Below are 25,812 nucleotides of genomic sequence, written 5' to 3'. Positions count from 1 at the left end.
CGACCGCCGCACGCCGCGCGCGATGCGCAGCCGGCCTCGTGGATCGCGCGGCCGCGCATCATGTCTTGCACGACACGCGATCGCGTTACGCGGTAGCCGCCTGCCAGTGCGACGCGTTGCCGGCCGCCCGCGTGCGCGCATGCGCCGACGTCGCAGCTTCGCCGGCCGGCATGCGGAACGCGGACACCGTCTGCGACAGCTCGCGGCCCTGCGTCTCGAGCGATTTCGACGCGGCCGCGGCCTGTTCGACGAGCGCCGCGTTCCGCTGCGTCGTCGCATCCATCTGCGTGATCGTCAGATTCACCTGATCGATGCCGCGACTCTGTTCGGCCGATGCCGCCGCGATTTCACCCATGATGTCGGTGACGCGCGCGACGGCCTGCGTCACGTCCGACATCGTCTTGCCGGCTTCGCCCGCGAGCGCGGAATCGTTCTGGATCGTCTGCACCGACGCGGAGATCAGTTCCTTGATTCCTTCGCCGCCGTCGACGAGCGCTGCGCGAGACTGCGCACCTCGTTCGCATGCGAAACCCGTTGATTGAGGAACGCGCGCCGTTGATACAACAATTGGCGGACTATGTTTTCGGCGTCGAGCGCGTTGATACGAATGTAATTCCCTTCACCGCGAACGCCGCGTGAAGTGGGCTCGACAGCAGCATGAACAAGGCCCGCCATCGAGCGAGCCATTTGCTTTTCCGGCGGTAGAACCGTTCGTGATGCCGACAAGGAATAAGGGCAACCCAGCTTCCGATGGTCCACGTTAGCGTCATGGCGATGACGTGCATCCTCTACCAATCGTGAGTGGCGGTACTGGAAGGGCTGGAGGAAGCGGGCCCGCATTGCGCGGCCCTAAGCGGATCAATAGATATTGATGAGTCTGCTGTGCGGCGTCACTCGGGGATCGTCACACATCCATGCGCAGCTACCTTTACATATCGGCGTAAATTCGACGATCACCTGTTGAATGTCGATTGAGCCGTCGGGGCGCTTCGAGGCCACTTCGTCGGTAAATGTTCGTTTGTCGATATAGATATTTTCGGCACTGATGCCGAGTTCGAGTAAATAATATTTAACGTTAATTGCGCGAATATTCTTCAGTTTTTCGATATTACTCTCCTGAAAATAAGCGCCTGCAATTACTATTGCTCGGATTTCAACATTTGGCCATCTTTTCGCCTCGATGGCCTTATTCGCTATCGCTACTCTGTCGGCATTGGAAAGTGTGGTTGTGTTGAATGGAAAATGTAGCGCCGCTGTTTCGCCTATCGTGCATGCACTCGCAGCGCCAGATAGGAGTATGGGCACTATGAACAGGTAAATGGCTGATTTTAGTGAATTTATGTTCATTTTTCTATCTTTATGTCAAAAGTTGCGACGTACCCTGTGATGCTGTCCGCGTTCGTGATGGCGATTTCAGGGTTATTCATGGCAAATATCTTCATTCCGATTTCTGAGTTTCCATACATTGCATCAACTGAATTGAATGTGTCGGTGAAGTGGGTGCATTCGTGAATCAGGGTTTTTATTTGCGTTTCGCGGCGAAGATCGCCAAACGGGTCGCCGCAAAATGCAGAATAGATGGCAATGACTCGTTTGTCGGAGTCGGGTTTGCACACGGCCGCACGGTTTTGGCCACTGTCGGGTGTGACTGCACAAGATAGATTCCTGCTGGTCGTGCTGTCCCATCGAACAATTTTTTCTGGCACTAACTCTTGCATCGCGGAACGCAATCGGGGAAGGCCGGAAGATAACGTGCTGCGAATCTGTGCATTAGCACGCCCAAAATAGGTGGTGACGCGCGCTTGTTCGCTTACGTCCCATCGCGCTAGCCCTACAATGCGGGCGTTAATCAGGCGGACGGCATGATCGCGAGCGCGCATGACGGTCTTTCTAAAATCTTCATTGCTCATGTTCGGGCAAATCGGTGTCGTGTTGATATCGACATACACCTTGGAGCCGGGCGTCGTGTTCGTCGTGGCCGTGTCGTGTACCAACACATAGTCGTCGTCAGGATTCGGCATTTCTGTTCCTCGCAATCTCGAATTTGATCGACTCCGCATACGCGGATGAAACGCGCTGCGTGTGACCTGTAGCGTCTGTAACGCCAGTAAAGACCTTTCCGGAGGATAGACGGATACGATAGCGGATATTGGCGAGCGGTTGCCCGTTGTGTGCGTCGCGCAACACGTATTGTTCATCGTGGGTGCCCCGTGCGGGCTCGTATCGCTCGGGAGAGTATGCAACGTTACCGAAGAACGGCATCGCCGTATTGTGACCGCCTCCGCCGCCATAAAAGATAGTGCTATCGCTGCCTGCGATCAGGCGGTTTTGCCCGCACGGACAGAGTACGTGATCGCCATCCAACGCAATGCAACGTCCGCGATTGGTCATGCGGTGTGCGCCCCCAACTATCAGGAACGTCCCTTCGCAATTTCCGCATGTCGCGTTGTCACCATCAAGGGCAACCTTCTTTCGATGATTCGTCATCGTTGACGAAGCAGCAATGACGATGCCGCCTGTTGTCGTGGGGTCGCCGTTCCTGACTGCCCGTCGGCTCATAGTCGTTTCCTCAATCGAAGTTGGTAATGATCCATTCGCCCGATTCGGGGTCATAGATCGCGTATTGATCGACCGCCGCACCTGCGACGGTGACTGTAGGTGGCATGCATGCCAGGGCTTCGGCTTCTGCGTCGGCTATCTCTTCGGCGGTCCACGTCCGCATCATGTCAAGCGTTTCGGCAAACCTTGGAAGCCCTGCGCGCCGATAGATGTCGTCGATTTGCTCGGTCGCGCTATCGTCGAATCGGATCGCGAAATGATCGCGTTGCTCGACTGGCACATCGAACCACGACGAGAAGTTGACCATCAAGGGGTGCCCCGTATCGGACGCGACCAGACGCCCCTCGGACGCCCCATAGGCATAGTTCACGGCGACCAACAAACGGCCTTGCTGTTCTATGAAACGACGGGTATCGACTTGCCGAAAGTCGATCGGCCAAAAGTGGCCGTCGTCACGCATGAGCGCTCGGGACCCAATGACCGCATCAAGGGGCGACAGGTAGGTGGAAATGCACGGATCCGGCGTGCGGACCAACAGCATTTGCATGTTGCCGCTGTATCTGGGGCTAACTGCATCCGGCTCATCGTTCGGCGACGTGTGTAGCTGTTGCACCATCGCGTGAAGGTGGATCGATGAATGCAGGAAGTACGGACAATCGGCATGTTCTTTTTCTGTCACAGGCTTGGATACCTTATGTATTGACGTGCCCCAGACATTCGCCGACAGGATTAGATTCGTCTATAGGATGAGTCTGATTATTTAATCTCTTTTCCTTTTGAGAGGACTGCGCTATGTAGCAACTAGATTAGTTCCTGGCTGCGAACCGTTTCGATTTATGGGCGAATAACGGAATTTTCTTGCGAACGAATTGAGGAAGGATTCGATATGCGGGGTCGGCATGCGTCGCGATGGCGGTGCGGTCATGGCCGATAAAACGGGAAATTTGCGGCGGGCGCATTCGCGCCGGACGGCCCGCGGCCAGCGCCGCGGGCCGTCCGGCGATCAGAACGTCGTGCGCAACCCGGCCATCACGCTGCGGCCGCCCTGAGGTGCGAAGCCGCGCACGACCGAGGTCGCGTAGCGGATTTCCTGGTTCGTCAGGTTGTCGCCGCGCAGGTACGTGAGCCAGTGTGTCGCGCCGACACGGAACTTGTACGTGAGCATCACGCCGAGCGACGTGTAGCCGTCCGTCGAAAAGTCGTTGTCGGGCACGCGGTGCTGCGACCACGCATGCGTGACCTGCGCGCGCGCGCCGAACGGACCATAACCGTAGTCGGCCGCCAGCGTCGCGCGCAGCGGCGCGATGCGAGGCAGCGGCTGGCCGGTGTCGACGTTGCGTGCATGCGTGTAGTCGGCGGTCAGTTCCAGATCGACCGTATGGCCGCGCCGCGAGAACGCGCGCCACTTGCCGTCGAGTTCGACGCCGTAGAACTCGGCGCGCACGCCGCGATAGATCGCTTCGTTGAGCGAGCCATCGGCGCCGGGTGCGATCGGTTCGCCGTCGTCGTCCACGACGCGGCCCGTGTTGTACTCGGTCAGGTAGTTCGAGAAGCGGTTGTAGAACACCCCGACGCTGCCGCGGTTCGGGCCGCTCGCATAGCGCAGCGACAGGTCGGTCGACACGGCCTTTTCCTTCGACGCGTTCGGGTTGCCGATCAGGAACTGGCCGGTTGCGTCGTGCGGCCCGTTCGAGTACAGCTCGTAGAAGGTCGGCGCACGCTCCGTGTAGGCGACGTTCGCCGCGACCGACCACACGGGCGTCAGCGAGAAGAGGGCGCCGGCCGATACGCTGCCGGCATTGAAGTCGCGCGGCTGCGCGCCCGCGAATTTCTCGACGCCGGCCGGATCGGGATCGACCTTCACGTGCTCGAAGCGCCCGCCGAGGCTCAGCTTCAGCGCGGGGTCGACCTGCCATTCCTCGAGGCCGAACAGCGCGACGCTGTTCGTGCGCGTCGACGGCACGAGCAGTTCGTCGCCGAGCGCCGAGAACGTGTTCCGGCCGAACTGCACGCCGATCGCGCCTTCGAACGGGCCGATCCTGCGATGCCGCGCCTCGATGCGCGCTTCGTAGCCGCGGTTGCGGAAGGTGGTCGCCGTCTCGCCGTTGTCGACTTCCTTGTGGCGGTAGTCGGTGTACGCGAAGTCGAACTTCAGCTTCGTGAACGGGCCGCTCAGGTTGCGCACCTCGGACGCGAACGCAAGCCGTTCCTGGCGCATCCGCAGGCGCACGTCGTCCTCGGCGACGGAACCGTAGTTCGACTCGTAGCCGCTGTACGACAGGCCCGCGAAACCGTCGGCCCACGTGTACGACGCGCCGGCGGCGCCACCGTGCACGCGGCCATCGCTGTTCGGTACGTTGCCGTACGGCTGTGGCGTGTCGGGCCCGTCGATCGCGCGTTGCGCGCCGCTGCGCGCATAGCCGGGAATCCGCAACTTGCTGGCCTCGCGGTCGAATGCGTCGACATGGAACGCGAAGCGGCCGTTGCCGCCTTCGACCTGCGCGGCGCCCGCGCGCACCGAGTTCGCGCCGCCGTAGCGCGCATCCAGCGCACCCGTCACGCCTTCGATCGCCTCGCGCGGAATCCGGTTGTCGATCGTGTTGACGACGCCGCCGACCGCGTTGCCGCCGTACAGCAGCGCGGCCGGTCCGCGCACGATCTCGACGCGCTCGATCGACAGCGGGTCCTCCGGCACCGCGTGGTCGTACGACAGCGACGATGCGTCGTAGGCAGCGACGCCGTTCTGCAGCAGCCGGATCCGGTCGCCGTCCATCCCGCGGATGATCGGACGGCCGACCATCGGCCCGTAGGTGGTGGTCGACACGCCGGGCAGGCCGTTGAGCGTCTCGCCGAGCGAATCGGCCTGGCGACGCGTCAGCGCGTCGCCGGACAGTTGCGCGGTCGGTGCGATCAACTGGGTGTCGCCCAGCGGGTTCGCGGTCACGAAGATCGGCGCGAGCGGCGTGGCTTGCGTCAGGGTTGGCGTCGATGGGGCGGCCGTATCGGTCTGCGCGTGCGCGACGACGGCGAACAGCATCAGCGAAACGGGCGAGAGCGGGCGAAGCGGTAGACGAGGGAGGTCGCGCATGGTTGGTGAATCGGTTGGGATTGGTTGGATTGGTGGGTCGGAAAGCGAGCCATGCAGGTCACGAATGGATACGATATATTGTTGCGTCAGCGGCGCGTAGTGGCCCCGCTATGACCCGTCCGGACATGACTCGGCCACCCGGATGGAACGGGTCCAGGTACTTCAGGTGGACGAGATCGCGAAATGATATGTTATATCATCTCGAATTCCAAGCGAAACGGCGGCGTCCCGCGGGGTTTCCGACAAACGGCCGAAATGGCTGCGAAAGCGGAAGCGGGCCGTCAAACCGGCACCGGTACCGACACCGGCCGCCCGCGCCGCATGTCCCGCGACGAATGCGCCACCATCGCGCGCGTTTCCCGCCCCGTTGATGCGTATCAAGGCGCTCCGGTTTCGAGTCCGGATACTGGCCGGATCATCGACCACCCAGGAGCGACCCGTGACACAAACAATGAAAGCGGCCGTGGTACACGCGTTCGGCGAACCGTTGCGCATCGAGGAAGTGCCGATCCCGACGCCGGGCGCGGGCCAGATCCTCGTCAACATCAAGGCGTCGGGCGTGTGCCACACCGACCTGCATGCCGCCGACGGCGACTGGCCCGTGAAGCCGACGCTGCCGTTCATTCCCGGACACGAAGGCGTAGGCGTCGTCGCGGCGGTCGGGGCCGGCGTCACGCACGTACGCGAGGGCGACCGCGTCGGCGTGCCCTGGCTCTACACGGCATGCGGTCACTGCGAGTACTGCCACACCGGCTGGGAAACCCTTTGCCACGGGCAGCAGAACACCGGCTATTCGGTCAACGGCAGCTATGCCGAATACGTGCTGGCCGATCCCGACTACGTCGGCCTTCTGCCAGCGCAGGTTGCGTTCGACGAGATCGCGCCGATCCTGTGCGCGGGCCTGACGGTCTACAAGGGCATCCGCGTCACCGACACGCGTCCGGGCCAGTGGCTCGCGATTTCGGGCATTGGCGGGCTCGGCCACGTGGCCGTGCAATATGCGCGCGCGATGGGCCTGCACGTCGCGGCGATCGACGTGTCCCCCGCGAAGCTCGAACTCGCGCGCCAGCTTGGCGCAGAGCTGACGATCGATGCGTCGGCCGACGATCCGGCGAAGGTCATCCAGAAGGAGATCGGCGGGGCGCACGGCGTGCTGGTCACGGCCGTGTCGCGCAGCGCGTTCGCGCAGGCGCTCGGGATGGTACGGCGCGGCGGCACGGTGGCACTCAACGGCTTGCCGCCCGGCGATTTCCCGTTGCCGATCTTCTCGACCGTGCTGAACGGCATCACGGTGCGCGGCTCGATCGTCGGCACACGGCGCGACTTGCAGGAATCGCTCGATTTCGCGGCGGATGGTCTGGTGCGCGCGCATATCCATCGCGACCGGCTCGGCAACATCAACGACATATTCGCGCGGCTGCGCGAAGGCAGGATCGACGGTCGCGTCGTGCTGACCGACATGCATTGACGCGCATTCGGGCACGCTGCCGCGACGCGGGGGACGTCGCGGCAGCGCGGCGCTCACGCGCGCATCACGGCGCGAAGAACACGTCGGTGCGGTTCGTCAGGTTGCTGTTGGTCTGTACGAACAGCGGATGGAACGACGACGACGGCAGCACGTCGAGCCCCTGGTAATCGCCGATGAAGAAGCCCTCAGCGTTCGGCGCGAGCTTCATGTCGAACGGGCCGCCGACGCGCCGCTCGTCGGCGAACGTGGCGCCGTCGTCATGCGAGATCTTGCGCCAGAACCCGGTCGGCAGCGTGGTCGTGTTGCCGGCCTGCAGATCGCGGAAGTCGTAGTAGGTCACCATCACCGAGCCCGCATTGTCGACGCGCACCGACGGATTGAATGCGGGGCGCCCGGTCGGCGTATTCACCTGCAGCGGCGCACTCCAGGTCGCGCCACCGTCCTTCGACGTCGAGAGCGCGACCTCGTCGTACTTGCCGCCGTTGAAGCGGCTGTCCTGCCACACGACGTAGAGCTGCCCCGATGCGGGATCGATCGCGGGCTCCGGAATGATGTCGCCGGTGCGCACCGGTTCGCCGGTGTTCGGATCGGTCACGCCGACCGTCTGCAGTCCGGCGATCACCCGCGGTTGCGTCCAGGTCGCGCCGTCGTCGGTCGACTTGATGAACGCGACCTTGCCGGCGGCCTTGTTGAACGGCGGCTGGATCAGGTCGAAGAAGTTGTACAGCGTGCCCGTTTTCGGATCGACGACGATCTGGTTGCCGATCGTCTGCTGCCGCGCTGGCACGTGCACGATGACCCTCGCTTTGGTCCACGTCTTGCCGCCGTCGACCGTCTTCGAGAACAGCGTCGGCCCGCGGTAGGCCGCCGTGTGCAGGTTCGCGTACGGGTTGCCGTTCGGCAGCTCGAGGCGGTCCCACACGGCATAGGCGGTGCCGGCCTTCACCGGATTTGCAGTGACCGATTCCTTGTCGTTGAAGAACTGCGTCGTCGGCTCGTCGTTCGCGATCAGCACGGCCGGGCTGCTCCATGTCTGTCCGCCGTCGGTCGATACCGAAGCCCCGACCGCATTGCTGTTGTTCGACTGGTTGAACGAGATCGACACCGAGTATGCGGTGCCGTCCGGCCCGAACGATACCCACGGATCGGACGCGCGCTCGTACTTGAGCCCGCCCGGCGCACATGCGCTGAACGGCTGCGGCGTGCGCGCCCAGGTCGCGCCGCCGTCGAACGTGTAGCCCGCGACGAGCCCGTGGGCGCCGCCGTTCGACCAGCGGTCCTGCTGCCACACGGCGATCATGTTGGTCGGGTTCGCGGGGTTGACCGACAGCCACGGTTCGACCTCGGCGTTCACGTAGTTCGTGCCGGGGCCGCCGATGGTGCAGGCGGCGAATGGACTCGGGCCGGACACGACCACGGGTTCGGCGTGCGCCGCCGCGGCGGCGGCCATCGCCATCACGGCGGACAGGCGGGTGACAAGCGAGTGGGACACGATCGTGCGTCGCATGGACTACTCCTCGTTGACATGCGGCGGCGATGGCCGGGCACGGCACGACGACGCGACGCGCATCGGTGCGCAGCGACAAAGGGTGCCGTGCAACGCGTCGGGTCGGGTCGTTCAGGAAGCCGTTTCGGTCATCGCAATCCGCGTGTGCTGGATGCCGCCAGCACGTCGGTCAAGACTCCTCTTCGTTTTCATTGCTTGTCGGGTAGAGCCTGCAATGCGGACCCGACAGGAAGGCAGGTCGGTGCATACGGCGAATGCAGCAAAGTGGATTGCAATGTAGGCGATCCCCATGCGGCGCGGGAGGCAATTTTTTGTAACAGAGCGTAGCCGGAAAGCGTTGCCGAAGCGGCACATCCGGAACGCAAAATTTGCCGCCATATTGGTGCGGAAAACGAAGCGAAAATGCGAATCGCAATCGCTTTCGATCGCGGCGTGCGGGGCGTGACGTATCGAGGCGATGTGATGTAGCGTGACTGACGTGATGCGTTGCGCGCGCCGTTCAGCGCTCCGCCGGAAAGCGGTCCTGCAATGCGTGCAGCCAGCGCGCGACGACGTCGAGTTCCGCGTCGGAAAATCCGTCGCACAGCTTGCCGTTCAACTCGCGCAACACCACGCGCGCACGCTTGAGCGCCGCGTGACCTTCGTCGGTCAGGAACAGGCGCGTGGCGCGCCCGTCGTCCGAATCGGCATGACGCGCGAGCAGGCCGGCCTTCGCCATCCGGTCGGCGAGCCCCGTCATCGCGGACGGCGCCAGTTGCAGCGCCGCGCCGACTTCACCGATCAGCGCACCATCCTGCTTCGCGAGGCAGAACAGCACGCCGGCCTGCGCGGCGCTGGCGCGCGAATCGGTTTCGGCCTTGCGGTCGACCCAGCGCTGCACGCGCCGCTGGCCGATGTTCAACAGGAAAAATAGTCGTCGGTCTTCGCTCAAGCTTGGTTCCCGGCAGCAATGGAAAGGGACGGGCGGCCCGCCTCGCGCGGCGTGTCGAGCGCTTGCGCGAGCCAGTCGGCGACCGCGGGCCACAGCACGGCGCCGGGCCGGCTGCGGAAGAAGCCCATGTGCCCGACCGGCCCGCTGCCCGCGGCGTGCGGATCAATCTGGCGGCGTTCGACGGCCGCGCGGGTCAGGTAGCTTACCAGCAGGTCGATCGCGGGCGGGTTCGCCCACGGATCGTCGTCGAAGCCGAGCGCGAGAATCGGCAACTGTTGCTTCGAGAAGCGCTCGGCCGCACCGAGCGTCGGATCGTCGAAGAAGTAGCGCGGCAGCGTGGTCCAGCGACTCCATTCGCGGAACACGCCGGCGGGGAGATCCTCGCCGAGCCCGAGCCGCTTGCCGGGCACGTAGCCGAGCAGCGCGGACGCGAGCGGGCCGAGCACGCGCAGGATCAGCCGTACCTTCAGCCGCTCCGCCGCGCGGGAAATCAGCCGCGTGCTGCCCGCGTGCGCGGCGACGAGCACGGCCGCGCGCAGGTGCGCGGTGCCGGCCGACAACCCGATCGCATGCCCGCCGACGCTATGCCCGACCGCCAGCAGCGGCAGTCCTTCGTATGTCTCGCGCGCCCACGCGATCGCGGCGCCGACGTCGAGCTCGACCCAGTCGCGCATGCGCGCCTGCAGCGCGCTCAGCCGCGCGGGCCGCGACGCGCCGATGCCGCGATAGTTGTAGGTCAGCGCCGCGAAGCCACGTTCGGTCAGGAAGCGCGCGAAGCCCGCATACAGCCGCTCCGGCACGGCGGTTGCCGGATGGATCAACACCAGCGCGCGCGGCGGCGCGTCCGGCGACCACAGCGTGCCACGCAGCGGGTAGCCGTCGGCGGCGGAAAACTCGATGGGTTCTGGCGTCATGGCAGTCCTCGTGCCGGGCAGTTATTTCGTATGCGAAATATAGTGCGGGAATTATTTCGCGCACGAAATATCTATCGAGGAATCATTCGAACGACTTCCTGGCGGGCTGAATGCGGGACGAGGCGGCACGGACCTCTTTTCGGAACCGTGAGCGGCTGGGTACGGGCCGGTAATGCCATTCGATGCCGGAACGGAAAAGGCCGCACGTTCCATAAACAATTTGCATCTTTGCAAAGCAGAATATTGCGTTTGTCTCATGAAGCGCATCGACGTATCTTCACCGGTTCCATCCTGTCCGCGGGCCGTCGGGCCACGCGGGCCCAAGGGCGCCGCCGTCGCGCGGCTGCCCGCCAACCTCCGGGGAGATCACGTTGTTGAGCCGAATCGTTACCGCGCTGCTGCTCGCGCTGGCCGCGCAGCCGGGCATCGCGAAAGACACCGTCACGCTGCGCGTCGGTGAACAGAACTACTTCAACATTCAGGCGTCGATGGAGGCGTCCGGCGTGTTGAAGGACCTGCCTTACACGATCGAGTGGAAGCACTTCCAGGCGGCCGCGCCCGTCGCCGAGAGCCTGAACGGCAACGCGATCGACATCGGCTTTCTCGGCGATTCCGCGCTGCTCACGCTGGCCGCGCGCGGCGCGCCGGTGAAGGTCGTCGCGGTGTCGCGGCAGAGCCTCGACGGCGTCGCGATCCTCGTGCCGAAGCACTCGCCGGTGCGCACCGTCGCCGACCTGCAGGGCAAGACCATCGCGGTCTGGCGCGGCGCGTGGAGCCAGCAGCTCGTGCTGCGCGCGCTCGAACACGCTGGCCTGCGCGCGGATTCCGTCAAGTACGCGTACCTGATGCCGATCGATGCGACCAACGCGCTCGCGAACGGCTCGGTCGACGCCGTGTCGTTGTGGGAACCGTTCGTCAGCACGCTCGCGTTGCGGCAGGGCGCACGAGCCGTGACGACCGCGCAGGGGCTGATGCCCGCACTCAGCTTCGTCGCCGCGAACGAGCAGGCGGCAACCGGCAAGCGCGCGGAGATCACCGATTTCCTGAAGCGCGTGGTCGCGGCACGCCAGTGGGTCGACAGCCATCCGCGCGAGTACGCGGACCTGTGGGCGAAGCGCGCGAAGCTCGAGCCGGACGTCGCGTACCGCTGGCTCGACAACGCGCACCAGCGGGTGGGCCCCGTCGACGACACGGCCGCGAAGGATGCGCAGAACACCGCCGATTTCCTGCACAAGGCCGGCGTGATTCCGGCCGCGTACGACACGGCGAAACTGCTCGACCGCTCGTATGCGGGCGCGTTCGCGGCGCCCGCGCAAAAGAGCGCCGCCGCGCAGTGACGGTGCCGCCGAGCCCGCCCATTCCGATTCCCCACCAGAAGGACAGCCCGACATGCCTATCGACATCATCGGCATGATCACCGCGACGCCCGGCGCGGAGGTCGACGTACCGGGCGGCGCCGCCGTCCAGCCCGACTATGTGCGGCGCTTCGCGCAGGCGCACGAAGCCGCCGGCTTCGACCAGATCCTGGTCGGCCATTTCAGCAACGCGGCGGACGGCTTCATCGTCGCTTCGTTCGCGGCCGCCGCGACCGAACGGATCCGCATCCTGCTTGCACACCGGCCGGGTGTGATCGTGCCGTCGGCCGCCGCACGGCAGATCGCGACGCTCGATGTATTCAGCGGCGGCCGGCTCGCGCTGAACGTCGTGTCGGGCGGCGACGATACCGACCTGCAGCGCGACGGCGATTTCGTGCCGCACGACGCGCGCTACCGCCGCACCGGCGAATATCTCGACGTGCTGAAACGCATCTGGCTCGCCGATGCGCCGGTCGATCACGACGGCGCGTTCTACCGGCTGCGCGGGGCGTCGCCTCTCGTGAAAAGCGCGCAGCGGCCGCACGTGCCGATCTATTTCGGCGGCTCGTCGCCGGCGGCGCTGGCGGTGGCCGGGCAGCACGCGGACGTCTACATGACGTGGGGCGAGCCGCTCGCCGCGGTGCGCGAGCAGATCGCGCGCGTGCGGGCTGCCGCGGCGCCGTTCGGACGCGCGCCGCGCATTAGCGTGTCGTTCCGGCCGATCGTCGCAGGCACCGAAGCCGCCGCGTGGGAGAAGGCCGAGGCGATCCGCGCGCGCGTGCGCGCGGCACGGCTCGCGCACGGCCAGCCGATCGATGGCCACGCGCCGCAGAATGCCGGTTCGCAGCGGCTGATGGCCGCGGCCGCGCAGGGCGACGTGCTCGACGAGCGGTTGTGGATGGGCGTCGCGAACCTGACCGGCGCACGCTGGAATTCGACTGCGCTCGTCGGCACGCCCGAGCAAGTCGCGCGTGCGCTCGGCGCGTATTACCGGCTCGGCGTGTCGACGTTCCTGATACGCGGTTTCGATCCGCTCGACGATGCGCTGGCCTATGGGCGCGATCTGATTCCGGCGATTCACGCGCATATCGCGGAACTCGACCGGGAGGATGCGTCGGTGACGGCCTAGGAGACGACGGCCGATTCTTCGTCTCGCTCTGGCATGTCGCTCGCGGACCGCCGGGGCGATTTCATTTCCTGTACCGATGCGTCAGTGCATCGATGCATCGGCCCGTCGAATCAGAACGACGGTAACCCCGGCGGATTCGTCTGCGCACGCGCGAGCGCCTCGCTCTGCAACCCCCAGCGCGCGAGCGCCTGCCCGTAGCGGCCGTTGTCGATCAATGTGTTCGTCGCGAGCGTCAGGGCGGGCGCGAGCCCGCTGCCGCGACGCGTCGCGATCGCGACATCGGCATTCGCCGGCCAGCCCGCGTTGACGACGCCGACCCGGCGGATCTTGCCGTCGCGCGCGGCCTCGTACGCGAGCGACGCGTTCGGGTTCAGCTCGGCATCCGCGCGGCCCGACAGCAGCGCGACGCGTGCCGCCGCATCGTCGTCGAAATAGAGCAGCTCGGTCGCCTTCGCCCCTTGCGCGACATTGCGCCGGCTCCATTCGAGCAGGATGCGCTCCTGGCTCGTCCCCGCGCCCGTGATGATGCGCAAGCCCGCGATGTCCTTCGGTTCGGCGATCCTCGCGATCGGGCTCGCGTTGCGCACGTAGAAGCCGTGCAGCCCGAGCCGGTAGGTCGTGAAGTCGTACTTCTCCTTGCGTTGCTCGGTCACGCCGACGTTCGAGATCACCGCATCGTACTTGCCGGACGTGAGCCCGAGCGGCCAGTCGGCCCACGCGATCGGCACCAGCCGCAGCGTGCGGCCCAGCGCATCCGCGACGAGCTGCGCATAGTCGGGGTCCGCGCCCACCACGGTGCGCGCGTCGGTCGCGTAGGTCGACACCGGCGGCGCATGCGGCGAGATCGCCACCGTGAAGGCCCCGTCGCGCACCCAGCGGTAGTGGCCGGCCGCGCGAATTGCCGCATCGTCGCGCGACGCACGGATCCGGCCGCTCTGGCGCGGATCGAGGTCCGCCGTCGCGGTGGCTGCAGCGGCCGCATCGGCTGCATGCCAGCGCAGGCCGAATGCGGCCGCGAGCGCGGCCGTCATGAACTGGCGTCGGTCGATCATCGTCGGTCGCCTCGCAGCTGGGGAGCGGCGTGCATCACAGCACCCGCGACAGGAACGCGCGCGTGCGCGGATGGGCCGGCGCGTCGAGCACGACGGCGGGCGGCCCCGATTCGACGACGCGGCCGCGCTCCATGAACAGCACGTTGTCCGCGACTTCGCGCGCGAAGCCGATCTCGTGCGTGACGATCACGAGCGTGGTGCCCGAGCGCGCGAGTTCCTTGATCACGTCGAGCACTTCGTTGACCAGTTCGGGATCGAGCGCCGACGTCGGCTCGTCGAACAGCAGCACCTTCGGGCGCAATGCGAGCGCCCGCGCGATCGCGACGCGCTGCTGCTGGCCGCCGGACAATTGGCGCGGGTAGGCGTCGGCTTTATCCGCGAGGCCGACACGCGCGAGCAGCGTACGCGCGGTGCGCTCGGCGGCCTCGCGCGCGACGCCCGCGACGGCGACGGGCGCCTCGACCAGGTTCTCGAGCACGGTCAAGTGCGGAAACAGGTTGAAGTTCTGGAACACCATACCGACCGCCGTGCGCCGCTTCAGCACGTCGCGCTCCTTCAGCTCGTGCAGCACGTCGCCGTCGCGCCGATAGCCGATCAGCTCGCCGTCGATATCGATGAAGCCGTCGTCGACGCGTTCGAGATGGTTGATCGTGCGCAGCAGCGTCGACTTGCCCGACCCGGACGGCCCGATGATCGCCGTCACGCTGCCGCGCGGCGCGACGAACGACACGTTGTCGAGCACGCGCTGCATGCCGAACTGCTTCGATACGTTGTGCACAGCGACTTCGCCGCCGACGCTCGGCACCGGCGCTGCCGCGGCGTCGCCACGTGCCGTTGCGGTGGCTGTCGCGTGGCGTGCCGCGGCACGCCGCCACAGCGCACCGACGCGCGCCAGCACGAACGTCAGTGCCGACGGCGGCGGGTTGCGCAACGCCCCGCGCGCGTAGTGGCGCTCGACCTGAACCTGGAGCGCGGACAGTACGGTCAGGATGATCAGGTACCAGACGGTCGCGACCATCAGCAGCGGAATCACTTCGAGATTGCGGCGATAGATCACCTGCACCGTATAGAACAGCTCGGGCATCGCGAGCACGTACACCATCGACGTGCCTTTCGCGAGCGAGATGAGATCGTTGAACGCGGTCGGCAGGATCGCGCGCATCGCCTGCGGCAGCACGATCCGCGTGGTCTGGCGGCCGCGCGGCAGGCCGAGCGCCGCGGCTGCTTCGAGCTGCCCCTGGTCGACCGCGAGAATGCCGCCGCGGATCACCTCGGCGGAAAACGCCGCGTGGTTCAGCGTGAGGCCGAGCACGGCCGCGAGGAACGGGCTGATCAGGTCGGTGGTCGGCGTGTCGAACCACACGATGTCGGTGAACGGCACGCCGAGCCGCACGTGTTCGTACAGGTAGCCGAGGTTGTTGAGGATCAGCAGCAGCACGATCAGCGGAATCGACCGGAACAGCCACACGAAGGTCCACGCGCTCGCGGCGAGCAGACGCGAACGCGACAGCCGCGCCAGCGCGACGAACGCGCCGAGCGCGAAGCCGAATACCGCGCCGAGCAGCGTCAGCACCAGCGTGCGCGCGAGCCCGGACAGCACCGGCGGCGACAGAAACCATTCGGCGAATACCGGCCAGCCCCATTGCGGGTTGCCGAGGATCGAATGCAGCGCGAGCGCGATCAGCACGAGCGCGAGCACGGTGCCGGCCGTGCGCGAGCGGTGGCGCGCCGGCACGATGCGCAGGCGCGTGCCGGCGTCGCGGACGCGGGACGAAGGAAGCGGCGGCAGTGCGCCGCCGAGATGGGTCGTGTCGCTCATGTCGGTGAAGGTCCTCGATCGGGTCGGTCGGACGCGCCGCGTGTGGCGGCGCGTCGGCGTCACGCGTGCGCTTCGGCCGCGTCGTCCTGTTTCTGCACCGCGCCGGGCGCCGCATGGCGGCTCGCCTTGCGCGGCAGGCCGAGGTGGTCGCGCAGCGTGCTGCCCGGCAGGTCGCGGCTGTAGCGGCCGCGTGCCTCGAGCACCGGAATCACGAGGTCGACGAAGTCGTCGACGCCCTGCGCCTGCACCGCGAAGCCGAGGATGAAGCCGTCGCCGGCGCCGGCGTCGTGCCAGCGGATCAGCTCGTCGGCGACATGCTCGGCCGTGCCGATGAAGTTCGGGCGCGGCGTCGCGACGGCGAGCGCCGTCTCGCGCAGCGTGAGCTGCTTGCGCTTCGCGTCGGCCTTGATCCGGTCGGTGGTCGAGCGAAAGCTGTTGCGGCCGAGGTCGCCGAGTTCGGGGAACGGCGCGTCGAGCGCGTACTGCGTGAAATCGTGGTGATCGAAATAGCGGCCGAGATAGGCGAGCGCCTCGTCGATCGTCAGCAGGTCGCGGATCGCCTGATATTTGTCTTCCGCCTCGGCGGCCGTGCGGCCGACGATCGGGCCGACGCCGGGGAAGATTTTCACGTCGCCGGGCTGCCGCCCGTGCTCGACCGCGCTCTGCTTCACGCGCCGCGTGAACGCGGCCGTTTCGTCGAGCGACGGCGAATGCGTGAACACGGCATCCGCATACTTGCCCGCGAGCCCGATGCCCGTGTCGGACGAGCCGGCCTGGAAGATCACCGGCTGCCCCTGCGGCGAGCGCTGGATGTTCAGCGGGCCCGCGACCTGGAAGAAGCGGCCGTGATGGTCGAGCGTATGGAGCTTGTCGCGATCGAAGAAGCGCCCGGTCGCGCGATCGCGCACGAACGCGTCGTCGTCCCAGCTGTCCCACAGCCCCTGCACGACGTCGAGGTATTCGTCGGCGATCTCGTAGCGCAATGCGTGCTCGGGATGCGCCTTGCCGAAATTCTTCGCGGTGCCTTCGAGCGGCGTCGTCACGACGTTCCAGCCCGCGCGCCCGCCGCTGATCGTGTCGAGCGACGCAAGCTGGCGCGCGACCGTGAACGGCTCGCTGTACGACGTCGAGATCGTGCCCGCGAGGCCGATCTTCTTCGTCGCGACCGCGAGCGCGGACAGCACGGTCAGCGGCTCGAAGCGGTTCAGGAAGTGCGGGATCGACTTCTCGTTGATGTAGAGGCCGTCCGCGACGAACGCGAACGCGATGCCGGCGGCTTCCGCCTTGCGCGCGATGCCGATCGCGAAGTCGAGGTTGATGCTCGCGTCCGGCGGATTGCTCGGGTGCCGCCAGGCGTTCATGTGGCTGCCTGCGCCTTGCAGCATCAGGCCGAAGGGAATCGATCGTCGGGTCGTCATGGGGGCGTCACGCGTTCTGGTCGGGGTAAAGGGAACGTTCGGCCGAAAGGGCCGCCTGCACGGGCGTGATCGACTGCGCGCCGCCGAGCCATTCGGCCGACGCGAGCCGTGCCGCGTAATCGGTCACCGGCGAGTCGATCACGAACGCGTCGACGTCGAGCCGCCGGCTCAGCGCGTCGAGCGCGCGATGCACGCGCTCGGGCGTATCGGCCAGCACGGTCGGGCGCAGCTCGTCGATTCGGTAGTCGGACGCGCCGCTTTGCCGCGCGAATTCCGCCGCGGCCTGCGCGCTCGCCAGGTTGAAGCTCTGACCGCCGGAGAACTGCAGCCGGAAGATCTTCAGCGGCCCGATCAGCTGCTCGGCCTCGTCGCGGGTCGGCGCGGCGACCGCGTACAGCGCGACGAGCGCGCGCGTGCCGCCCGCGTCGCGATACGCGGTGAGCGAGCGCTCGAGGTTCGCGTCGTCGCCGTTGAAGTGCCCCGCGTAGCAGAAGCGCCAGCCGTGGCGCGCGGCGAGCGCGCCGCTGTCGGGCGAGCCGCCGAGCAGGATGCGCTCCGGCGCGTGCGGCGGCACCGGCAGCGCGACCGCGCCGGCGAGCGGATGATCTTCGGCGACGCCCCAGCCGAGGAACGCGTCGAGCGCCGCGAGCTGGCCCGCGAAGTCGGGCTTGTTCGCCTTGTCGTGAAACCACTGCAGCGCGCGCGTGGTGAGCGGCAGCCCGCCGGGCGCCTTGCCGATGCCGAGATCGACGCGGCCCGGCCCGAGCGCGGCGAGCAGCCTGAACGACTCGGCGACCTTGAACGGGCTGTAGTGCTGCAGCATCACGCCGCCCGATCCGACGCGAATGCGCGACGTGTGCGCGAGCAGGTGCGCGACGACGATTTCGGGCGCGGAACTCGCAAAGCCCGGCGCGCCGTGATGCTCGGCCACCCAGAAGCGCTCGTAGCCGAGCTGTTCCGCGCGCTGCGCGAGGGTCGTCGTGAAGCGCAGCGCGTCGGCGGCGGTCGTGCCGTCGGCGATCGGGCTTTTATCCAGCAATGAAAGCGAATAAGACATGGTGTTCGGCGTTCCTGCGCAACGCGTGGAAGGGGGCGCTCAGATCTTCGGCAAGCCCGGCGGATTGGTGCGCGACTGGTCGATCGCTTCCGATGCGAGGTTCCAGCGCTCCAGGATCTGCTGGTAGCGGCCGTTCTTGATCAGCCCGTTCAGCGCGACCGTCAGCGGATCGGCGAGCCCGCTGCCGCGGCGTGTCGCGATCGCGATGTCGGCCGTGCGCGGCCAGCCGCCGCTGATCGCGCCGACGAGCCGCGTCTTGCCTTGCTGCGCGCTCTGGTACGCGAGCACCGAGTTCACGCTGAACACGGCATCCGCGCGGCCCGACTGCACGGCGACGATTCGCATCGCCTGGTCGTCGTAGTACTGGACCTGCACGGGCTTCAGGCCGTGCGCGACGTTCTCGCGGTCCCACGCGAGCAGGATCTTTTCCTGGTTGGTGCCGGCGTCGGTCACGATGCGCAGCCCCGCGACGTCCTTCGGCTCGCGGATCGACTGGATCTTGCTGTCGTTGCGCACGTAGAAGCCGACCTGGTCTTTGCGGTAGGTCGAGAAATCGAACTTCTGCTTGCGCTCTTCGGTGACGGTGACGTTCGAGATCACCGCGTCGACTTTCCCCGATTCGAGCGCGAGCGGCCAGTCGGCCCACGCGAGCGGGACGATCTTCAGCTTGCGGCCAAGGCTGTCGGACACGAGCTGGCCGACGTCCGCGTCGAAGCCGATCACCGTGCGCGCGTCGGTCGCATACGAGCTGATCGGCGGCAGGCTCGGCGCGACGCCGATCGTCAGCGTGCCGGCTTCGGCGAACTTGAACGACGCGGGCACCGCGCGTTCGACGGCCGCATCGGCCGTGCCGCGCGGGCGGCCGCGCTGCTCGGGGCTCAGGTCGAAGGTCGCGGCGGCCGCGGCGATCGCGGTCACGGCGATCAGCGCGGCGGCTAGTGTGCGCAGCACGCGCGGCGTGAAGGGTACGGCTCGTGGCATGGATGCGTCCTGTCGTTGTCGTGTCGTTGTGTGTCGAGGGAAGCGGAGTCGGAAGAAGCGGCCGGTTCAGCGCGGCAGCACCGGTTCGGGGAGCGGCGCCCACAGATCGGCGAGCGTCGACGTGCGCGACGGATCGGCGAGATCCTTGCCGAAGCGCAGGTGGAAATACGCTTCGGGGTCGATCGACGAATCGAACAGACGCGTATAACCGGTGCGGTCGTACAGCGCCCACGCTTCGGGCTGGCGAAAGCCGGTGGTGAGGTACACGCGTTGGTAGCCCTGCTGCGCGGCGCGCTGCTCGAGGGCGTCGACGATCACGCGTGCGAGCCCCTGGCGGCGCAGGTCCGCGCGGGTCCAGATGCGCTTGAGTTCGGCCGTCTGCGCGTCGTAGCGCTTGAACGCGCCGCCGCCGATCGTTTCGCCGTCGCGCAGCAGCAGCACGAACGCGCCTTCGGGCGGCGCGAACTGCTCGGCCGGGTAGCGCGCGAGCTCGTCGCGGGCGGACGCGCGGCTGTCGGGGCGGTACGCGTCGTAGCGCGTCGCGTATTCGTCGATCAGCGCGTCGATCAGCGGCTGGGCGCGGACATCGAGCGGTGTCGTGTCGATGATGCGGTCGTTCGTGGCCATGGGCATCGCGAAGGGCGCGCGATGCGGACATTCCTGGCGGGGGCGGGGCACACGGCCCGTCCGGTCGGTTCCGTTATCGCGACGCGGTTGTCGTGATGACGGCGGCCGCTCGGAATCCTGCGAGACATCCGGCGTGCCGCCGCCGTTTGGAACACGTTAGCGGCGCGGCCGGCAAAGACGAACGAAGCAATTTCGATAAGGATTTCGCGGCGGAGGTCAGAAGGCTTGCAGCGGGAGTGGGGTGGGACGAACGCGCGTCAGCGCGACGCCCCGCCGTCGCGGGGCGAGGGCCCGCGACGACGACGAAGTCAGGCTGCTGCCGCCTGATGAATCGAGTCGTGCCGATCGCCACCCAGGATATCGACAAGATCGGTCAGCATCCGCCCCAATTCCCCCGTCATCAGCGTGAAATCCGAGTCGAAGCGTTCATCGTCATTTTGCGCAGTGGGATCCGCCGCCTCCTTGATCACGTCGAGCGGCGTGACACGCTTGATCGTCAGCGACGGTGTCAGCACGAATGAGATCCGGTCATCCCAGGTCATCGCGAGGCGCGTGCATTGTTTGCCGGTTTCGATGTGCCGGCGCATGTCGTTCGCCTCCAGCGCGTGGCCGACGTAGCGCACCGTGGCGCCCCCTTGGTCGCTCGAGCGCAACTCGGCGTCCTGGTCCACGGTGAAGCCGCCCGGCGCCTCGCCGGACAGCAGCCAGTCCGTCATCGCTGCCACCGGCGAACGGGCCACATGAACACCGGCGAGCGGCAACGGGTCGATCGATTTGATGAGCAGGCTGCGAACGTCGTCGGCAAGTGCCTGTGCAGCCGCATCGATGACGAGCCAGCCGTTCACCGTATCGATCCACACGCGGGTATCGCGACGAATGCTGAACGCGCGCGGCAGCAGTTCGTCGGTAACCTGCTCCTTGAGTTCGCGCAGTTGTTTCCGGCCGACCTTGAAACCCTGCTGCTCCTCGAGTTCAAGCGCACGCGCTTTGGTGACTTGATTGACGACCGATGCCGGGAGCAGCTTCTTTTCGGCACGAAACAGCAGCAGCATCTGCCGGTTGATCGAATACACGAGCGCGCCGTCGTCACGCGGCGAAGCCCATCCGACGCGCTGCATTTCGACGCTGCTGCCCGGCTGGAACGCGTGGGGCGCCAGCCATTTTTCCATTTGGTCGGGGGTCACGGCCCAAGGTGCCGGAAGACGGTGAAGCTGAAGGTTCTTGAACCACATAGGGGGGGCGGGCAAAGCGCATCATTCTATCTGACGGTGACGGTTGCCGGCCAAGTCCAATCGTTCGACAACGTCGCGAAGATCGCCGACGCAGAGCCGCTGCGCGAATGGCGGGCCGTTCAACGTCGACATGCAGCATCGGAACGGCGCCGGGCTGAAATCGACGAGAAAGAGCCAATTGAAGGCGGTATCGAGATTGGCGACAATGAATGCCATTCCAACAGAGGGCAAAAAATAATGATGAATTCCGGCGACGGCCTGACCAGTCCAGCGCGGCTCCTGCGACTCGCGTCATGGGCAATTGCGATCATCTTCGCGGTCTTTCTGAACATGCTCGGCGGTCTGGTGATCCGCGACATGGCGTTCGCGCCGAGCGGCGGTCCGCCGGTCATCGAGCAATTCGCCGATACTCAGGCAAAGGCGCGGCTGGACGCGGCGCGGCGCGGTCTGCAGGCGCAGCACGACGCGCTTGTCGAGAAGGCCGACACAATGGAAGTGGCACGCGGCCGCGCCGCGAAGGAGTACGCGGCCGAGAAGGAAAGTTTCCGCAACTGGCTGGCAACCCGCTCGGTGACAGGAGACAGCGCGAGGAACCCGGACATTCTGGCCAGAACGCACAAGCTTGATACGCTCCAGGCCGTGGTGGTCAATTGGCAGCATCAGATCGATGCGATCGGCGACCAGCAACGGGCACTGAGCTCGCAGCAGACTCAAGTGGACACGCAAATCGCCGAAGCGAACGCAGCAGCCGAACGGCGCTTCGACGAGGCAACACGGCACTACGAGATGCAAGTGTTCGGGCTTCGGCTGGCGCTGACGTTACCGATACTGCTGGTTGCGATCTGGCTGTTCATCCGCTACCGCAAGGTGCGCTACTGGCCTTTCGTGTATGGTTTTGGCCTGTTTGCACTGAGCGCGTTTTTCATTGAATTGGTTCCGTACCTGCCGAATTTTGGCGGCTATGTCCGGGTTCTGGTCGGCATTGCGCTCACGGTATTCGCCGGCCTTTACATGATGAAGGCATTTCAGCGCTATGCCGAACGCAAACGGCTCGAATTGCAGCAGGATCAGGGCGCACGCGCGCGCACGATCGGATACGAAAAAGCCGTTCGGTCACTCGAAAAAAAGCGCTGCCCGTCATGCGACAAACAATGGAATCTCGGCGGCGGCGATTCCACGTTCTGCGTACATTGCGGATTGCGGCTTTTCAATGTCTGCGAATGCGGCGGCCGGAATTTCTTCTTCTTCCCGCATTGCCATCAATGCGGTGCTGGGCAGGGAAATGAGTCACCCGGCTGACGGTCGCGATCACGCGATGACACGCGGCGGCGTCGACGCCTCCGCCAGCTGAAACAGGCAATCGCCACGCTGCACCTGCGCCGGCACGCGCTTGCACACCACTTCACCGTCGCCCTTGAAGCGATACAGCACCGGTTCGCGCAGCGGCGTATCGGGGAAGTGCACCCACGCGGCCGGCTGTCCGGCCTTCACCTGGTCGCCGAGTTCGACGAGCGGTTCATACAGCCCGCGCTCGTACGCATAGACGAAGTGGCGATCGCCGTCGACACGCAGGAAGCGCGTGACGGTCGGCGGCGCGTCGGGCACGAGCGCGCCGTGCAGCAGGCCGATATGGCCGAGGTAGTGCAGCAGCCCGTGGCGGCCGAGCCGGATCAGCGACGGATCGGCCATGCCCGCACCGCCGAGTTCGGTGACGATCGAGATCGCGCCCTGTCGCCGTGCGGCCGAGGCCGAATGCACCGGGTTCGGCGCGTGCAGCAGCGCGTTCGGCAACCCGAACGCGACGAGCAGCCCGTTGAGCTTCTCTGCCTCGTCGTCGTCGAGCGGGTCGATCGCGAGCATGTTGCCGCCCTGGTACAGCAACGAGCTGCCGCCCGAATGCAGGTCGACCAGATACTGCGCGCGCGACAGCAGCGCATGCTCGATGTAGTGGGCGATCATCTGCGTCGGCGTGCCGGTCGGGTCGCCGGGGAAGCTGCGGTTCAGGTTGCCCCCGTCGAGCGGCGATACGCGCTGGCCCGCGTCGGCCGCGGGGAAGTTCGCCATCGGCAGCAGGATCAGTTGCCCGCTGACCATCTCCGGGTCGATCTCGCGGATCAGCTGCGACACGATGATCTGGCCTTCGTATTCGTCGCCGTGATTGCCGGCCATCACGAGCGCGACCGGGCCGTCGCCGTTGCGGATCGACGCGATCGGGATCGGCAGCCAGCCGTACGCGGAGCGATGCACGGAATGCGGCAGGCGCAGGTAGCCCGCATGCTTGCCTTGCGCATCGAGATCGATTTCGCAGTGGATGGGATTTCGGTGTGACGAAGAGGAGGCGGTCATGGCGACATCGTTCGAAGAACGGGAGTCTGCCATCTTATCGGGAAACGGCCGTCGCGCGGCGGGACGCGGGGCAGGCGATGCGCACAACGTCGACCGGCCTGCGCGCGAAGGCGCGACATGCGCAACCAGAGCGGCCGCCCGCGATGTTGCAGCGCTGATACGCATGCCGGCGTATCAGCGGGTCGTCCGCGCACGCGGGGTTGCGCGTCAGCCCTTGCCGCGACAGGGCCGGCGCGCGTGCTCGCGTCAGCGACCCGACGTTTCAGCTTCGATACGGCCTTCTTCCCACAGCGCCCAGAAACGGCTGCCGGCGCGATACGGATTCGCGCGCCGCGCCGCGTGATCGGTGATGCCCTGGCGAAATGCGCCGTATAGCGTCAGCGGCGGGCTGTCGACGCACGCGGCCTCACGGACGGCGGGCGGCCGGTGCTCGGAGACGAGCCGCCGGATCAGCGCGGCGCCGTCGATCACGTCCAGTGGATCGATCGTTTCCGCGCGGCTGATGACTTCGACGGTATTCATGTTGGGCTCCCCGACGTCGTGTTTCACAGTCAAGGAGCAATAAGGGTGCCAGCGACGAAATGCCGCGCGCCGCAGCGCACCGCCGCGATCGTGCGGGCTTCTGCGGCGAACGGGGCGCGCGGCGCGGGCCGATGTTACGGAACACGTCACGTGACATGGCCGCGCGTGGCGAAACACATGCGCACATGGGTCGGCCCATGCAACGCGTTTCGGAAATGAATCGCTGGAATGAACGGAGATGCGGAGACGCGCTTGCTCAGTTCGCGGTCGCGGGCGCCACGCGGCGGCTTCCCGCCGAATAGAAGCGGTAGATCCCCTTGCCGCCCGACTTCGCGTCGTATAGCGCGCTGTCGGCCTGCCGGATCAGTTCGTCGGGCGAGCCGTGTCCGTCATCGAGCGCGATGCCGATGCTGATCCCGAGGCTGACGGTCGCGCCGATCGACAGCGTGTACGGCGCCGAAATCTGCCGGATGATGCGCGCGGCGAGGATCGAGCACGCCTGCATCGTCGTGTCGTCGATCGCGACGACGAACTCGTCGCCGCCGATGCGAGCCGCCAGCTCGCCGGGCGGCAGCGTCTTGCCGAGCCGCTCGGCGACCTGCGTGAGCACTTCGTCGCCGGCCTGGTGGCCGAACCGGTCGTTGATCGCCTTGAAGCCGTCGAGGTCGAGATACATGACGGCGAGCGCGGGGCTCGGCATGCGCGGCCGATGCGCGAGCCTGCGCCTGAGCTCCGCATGTAGTTCGTGGCGGTTCGGCAAGCCGGTCAGCGCATCGTGCCGCGCGAGATGCCGGATGTGCTGCTCGGCGCGGCGGCGCGTGGTGACGTCCTCGACGATGACCACCGCGTTGCCGTCCGGGACGCGATGGCGCGTCAGTTCGAGCTGGCGACCGTCGGCGAGCGCGATGTCGAGCGGCACGGGTTCGTCGCGGTTCAGCCACACCGCGCACTGCGCGGCGAGGCCAGTCTGGCCGGGATCGGTCTCAGCGTTCGCGCCGAGCGCCGCGATCACGTCGGGCAGCGGGGTGTCCAGCATGATCTCGCGCGGCGAGCCGAACAGCTGCGCGGTGCGGCGGTTCGCGACGATCACGCGGCTTTCGCCGTCGATCATGCACAGACCGTGCGGCATGTAGGTGAGTGCGGCATCGAAGCGCGCGACGAGCTCGGCGTTGCGCTGGCGCGCGGCGATCAACGCGACCAGCACGCGGTAATGGCGCTGCACGACCGTGCGCATCGCCGCGAGATAGATCACGAGCGGCGGCAGCAGCAGCCACGCGTCGGGCCGGCGGGCCAGCAGCGCGCCGACGCCGATCGGCAGCACGCCGAGCGTGACCTGCGTCATCGCGAGCCGCGGCAGCGCCGAATTGCGCGACGCGATCCCGCCGAACACGCCGCCGGCGACCATCACCGACAGCGTGCCGAGCTCGGCATCGGACGCATCCACGCAGCCCATCACGCCGAGACCGAGCAACAAGCATGCGGCGAGCGACACGGGCGCATAGTGCCGCGCGAAGTATTCGGCGCGATCGTTGCCGGCGGCACGGCGTACCGCATACGCGCGTGCAATTGCGAGCCGCGCGGCGAGCAAGCCGACGTCGACGACGAGCCACACGAAACACCAGAGTTGCTGCAGACGGATCAGCGCGATCGCCGCGACGAACGCGCTGGCGACGCCGGACAGCGCCATCGGGCGCACGTCCTCGAACAGCGTGCCGAGCATCGACGGACGCAGTGCGGCCGTCACGCGGTGATTGCCGCTGGGGGGAGTGGCGAGAACGGCGTTCAGGAGGCGCGCCTTGACTGCCAT

The 25,812-nt window shown here is 66.5% G+C and carries 22 protein-coding genes and 1 pseudogene; 4 read left to right on the top strand and 19 right to left on the bottom strand.

The annotated features are described in order from the left end of the window. Positions 1-85 precede the first annotated feature (85 nt). The 6 genes and pseudogenes from ACP26O_RS16435 to ACP26O_RS16410 all read right to left on the bottom strand — a co-directional run. Positions 86-522: pseudogene (locus tag ACP26O_RS16435) on the bottom strand (methyl-accepting chemotaxis protein); the annotation flags it as partial. Between the two features lie 336 nt (positions 523-858). Beyond that, on the bottom strand, positions 859-1,347 hold the full coding sequence (locus ACP26O_RS16430) for a hypothetical protein (RefSeq protein WP_244098960.1): 489 nt from the start codon (positions 1,345-1,347) through the stop codon (positions 859-861). Then, positions 1,344-2,021: a M35 family metallo-endopeptidase gene (locus ACP26O_RS16425; protein ID WP_175663770.1), complete on the bottom strand. Its 678-nt coding sequence runs from the start codon at positions 2,019-2,021 to the stop codon at positions 1,344-1,346. Before ACP26O_RS16425 ends, ACP26O_RS16430 begins: the two co-directional genes overlap by 4 nt. Next, on the bottom strand, positions 2,008-2,559 hold the full coding sequence (locus ACP26O_RS16420) for a PAAR domain-containing protein (RefSeq protein WP_175663771.1): 552 nt from the start codon (positions 2,557-2,559) through the stop codon (positions 2,008-2,010). The genes ACP26O_RS16425 and ACP26O_RS16420 overlap by 14 nt, the downstream gene beginning before the upstream one ends. Positions 2,560-2,569: 10 nt before the next feature. After that, complete coding sequence (locus ACP26O_RS16415) at positions 2,570-3,238, bottom strand: hypothetical protein (RefSeq protein ID WP_244098961.1); 669 nt, start codon at positions 3,236-3,238, stop codon at positions 2,570-2,572. 324 nt (positions 3,239-3,562) lie between these two features. Next, positions 3,563-5,647: a TonB-dependent receptor gene (locus ACP26O_RS16410; protein WP_244098962.1), complete on the bottom strand. Its 2,085-nt coding sequence runs from the start codon at positions 5,645-5,647 to the stop codon at positions 3,563-3,565. Positions 5,648-6,086: 439 nt separating this feature from the next. On the opposite strand from ACP26O_RS16410, the gene adhP reads away from it, so the two are divergent. Continuing rightward, a complete protein-coding gene (adhP, locus tag ACP26O_RS16405; protein ID WP_426356354.1) occupies positions 6,087-7,115 on the top strand; it encodes an alcohol dehydrogenase AdhP in 1,029 nt (342 codons plus the stop codon). 64 nt (positions 7,116-7,179) lie between these two features. Here the strand turns inward: adhP and ACP26O_RS16400 are convergent, their stop codons facing one another. The 3 genes from ACP26O_RS16400 to ACP26O_RS16390 form a co-directional block, all read right to left on the bottom strand. Next, the gene (locus ACP26O_RS16400) at positions 7,180-8,622 is read right to left on the bottom strand and encodes a sialidase family protein (protein ID WP_175663773.1); all 1,443 of its coding nucleotides are present in this window, start codon (positions 8,620-8,622) and stop codon (positions 7,180-7,182) included. 499 nt (positions 8,623-9,121) lie between these two features. Then, a complete protein-coding gene (locus ACP26O_RS16395) occupies positions 9,122-9,553 on the bottom strand; it encodes a MarR family winged helix-turn-helix transcriptional regulator (protein WP_011658874.1) in 432 nt (143 codons plus the stop codon). After that, a complete protein-coding gene (locus ACP26O_RS16390) occupies positions 9,550-10,467 on the bottom strand; it encodes an alpha/beta hydrolase family protein (RefSeq protein ID WP_175654742.1) in 918 nt (305 codons plus the stop codon). The genes ACP26O_RS16395 and ACP26O_RS16390 overlap by 4 nt, the downstream gene beginning before the upstream one ends. 371 nt (positions 10,468-10,838) lie before the next feature. Between ACP26O_RS16390 and ACP26O_RS16385 the strand changes: the two genes are divergently transcribed. Continuing rightward, entirely contained in the window at positions 10,839-11,804 is a 966-nt protein-coding gene (locus tag ACP26O_RS16385; RefSeq protein WP_175663774.1) for an aliphatic sulfonate ABC transporter substrate-binding protein, read from the top strand. 52 nt (positions 11,805-11,856) lie between these two features. Continuing rightward, entirely contained in the window at positions 11,857-12,951 is a 1,095-nt protein-coding gene (locus ACP26O_RS16380; RefSeq protein ID WP_175663775.1) for an LLM class flavin-dependent oxidoreductase, read from the top strand. 110 nt (positions 12,952-13,061) lie between these two features. Here ACP26O_RS16380 and ACP26O_RS16375 read toward each other — a convergent pair whose 3' ends face one another. The 7 genes from ACP26O_RS16375 to ACP26O_RS16345 form a co-directional block, all read right to left on the bottom strand. After that, positions 13,062-14,003 (bottom strand): ABC transporter substrate-binding protein, encoded by a 942-nt coding sequence (locus ACP26O_RS16375; RefSeq protein ID WP_175663776.1) that lies wholly within the window; start codon positions 14,001-14,003, stop codon positions 13,062-13,064. 34 nt (positions 14,004-14,037) lie between these two features. After that, the gene (locus ACP26O_RS16370; RefSeq protein ID WP_175663777.1) at positions 14,038-15,822 is read right to left on the bottom strand and encodes an amino acid ABC transporter permease/ATP-binding protein; all 1,785 of its coding nucleotides are present in this window, start codon (positions 15,820-15,822) and stop codon (positions 14,038-14,040) included. A gap of 59 nt (positions 15,823-15,881) precedes the next feature. Beyond that, positions 15,882-17,240, bottom strand: a complete 1,359-nt coding sequence (locus ACP26O_RS16365; RefSeq protein ID WP_175663778.1) for an LLM class flavin-dependent oxidoreductase — start codon at positions 17,238-17,240, stop codon at positions 15,882-15,884. A gap of 7 nt (positions 17,241-17,247) precedes the next feature. Next, positions 17,248-18,297 carry an LLM class flavin-dependent oxidoreductase gene (locus tag ACP26O_RS16360; protein ID WP_175663779.1) on the bottom strand — a complete coding sequence of 350 codons (1,050 nt, stop codon included), beginning with the start codon at positions 18,295-18,297 and terminating at the stop codon, positions 17,248-17,250. Between the two features lie 39 nt (positions 18,298-18,336). Then, positions 18,337-19,278 carry an ABC transporter substrate-binding protein gene (locus tag ACP26O_RS16355; RefSeq protein ID WP_175663780.1) on the bottom strand — a complete coding sequence of 314 codons (942 nt, stop codon included), beginning with the start codon at positions 19,276-19,278 and terminating at the stop codon, positions 18,337-18,339. A gap of 66 nt (positions 19,279-19,344) precedes the next feature. Continuing rightward, complete coding sequence (locus ACP26O_RS16350) at positions 19,345-19,905, bottom strand: GNAT family N-acetyltransferase (RefSeq protein WP_175663781.1); 561 nt, start codon at positions 19,903-19,905, stop codon at positions 19,345-19,347. Positions 19,906-20,213: 308 nt separating this feature from the next. Next, positions 20,214-21,137 carry a recombination-associated protein RdgC gene (locus ACP26O_RS16345; protein WP_175663782.1) on the bottom strand — a complete coding sequence of 308 codons (924 nt, stop codon included), beginning with the start codon at positions 21,135-21,137 and terminating at the stop codon, positions 20,214-20,216. A gap of 240 nt (positions 21,138-21,377) precedes the next feature. Here ACP26O_RS16345 and ACP26O_RS16340 point away from each other — a divergent pair, with 240 nt between their 5' ends. Further along, positions 21,378-22,436, top strand: coding sequence for a hypothetical protein (locus ACP26O_RS16340; protein ID WP_425100461.1), 1,059 nt, complete (start codon positions 21,378-21,380; stop codon positions 22,434-22,436). A 9-nt stretch (positions 22,437-22,445) separates the two neighbouring features. Here the strand turns inward: ACP26O_RS16340 and ACP26O_RS16335 are convergent, their stop codons facing one another. The 3 genes from ACP26O_RS16335 to ACP26O_RS16325 form a co-directional block, all read right to left on the bottom strand. Next, positions 22,446-23,483: a succinylglutamate desuccinylase/aspartoacylase domain-containing protein gene (locus ACP26O_RS16335; protein WP_175663783.1), complete on the bottom strand. Its 1,038-nt coding sequence runs from the start codon at positions 23,481-23,483 to the stop codon at positions 22,446-22,448. A 246-nt stretch (positions 23,484-23,729) separates the two neighbouring features. Further along, positions 23,730-24,005, bottom strand: coding sequence for a hypothetical protein (locus tag ACP26O_RS16330; RefSeq protein WP_105831075.1), 276 nt, complete (start codon positions 24,003-24,005; stop codon positions 23,730-23,732). A gap of 256 nt (positions 24,006-24,261) precedes the next feature. Continuing rightward, complete coding sequence (locus ACP26O_RS16325; protein WP_175663784.1) at positions 24,262-25,812, bottom strand: sensor domain-containing diguanylate cyclase; 1,551 nt, start codon at positions 25,810-25,812, stop codon at positions 24,262-24,264.

Source organism: Burkholderia sp. R-40 (assembly GCF_049942845.1).
GTDB classification, from domain to species: Bacteria; Pseudomonadota; Gammaproteobacteria; order Burkholderiales; family Burkholderiaceae; genus Burkholderia; species Burkholderia ambifaria.
Note: the sequence above shows the minus strand (reverse complement) of the source record. Positions and strands in the feature narration are given on the sequence as shown.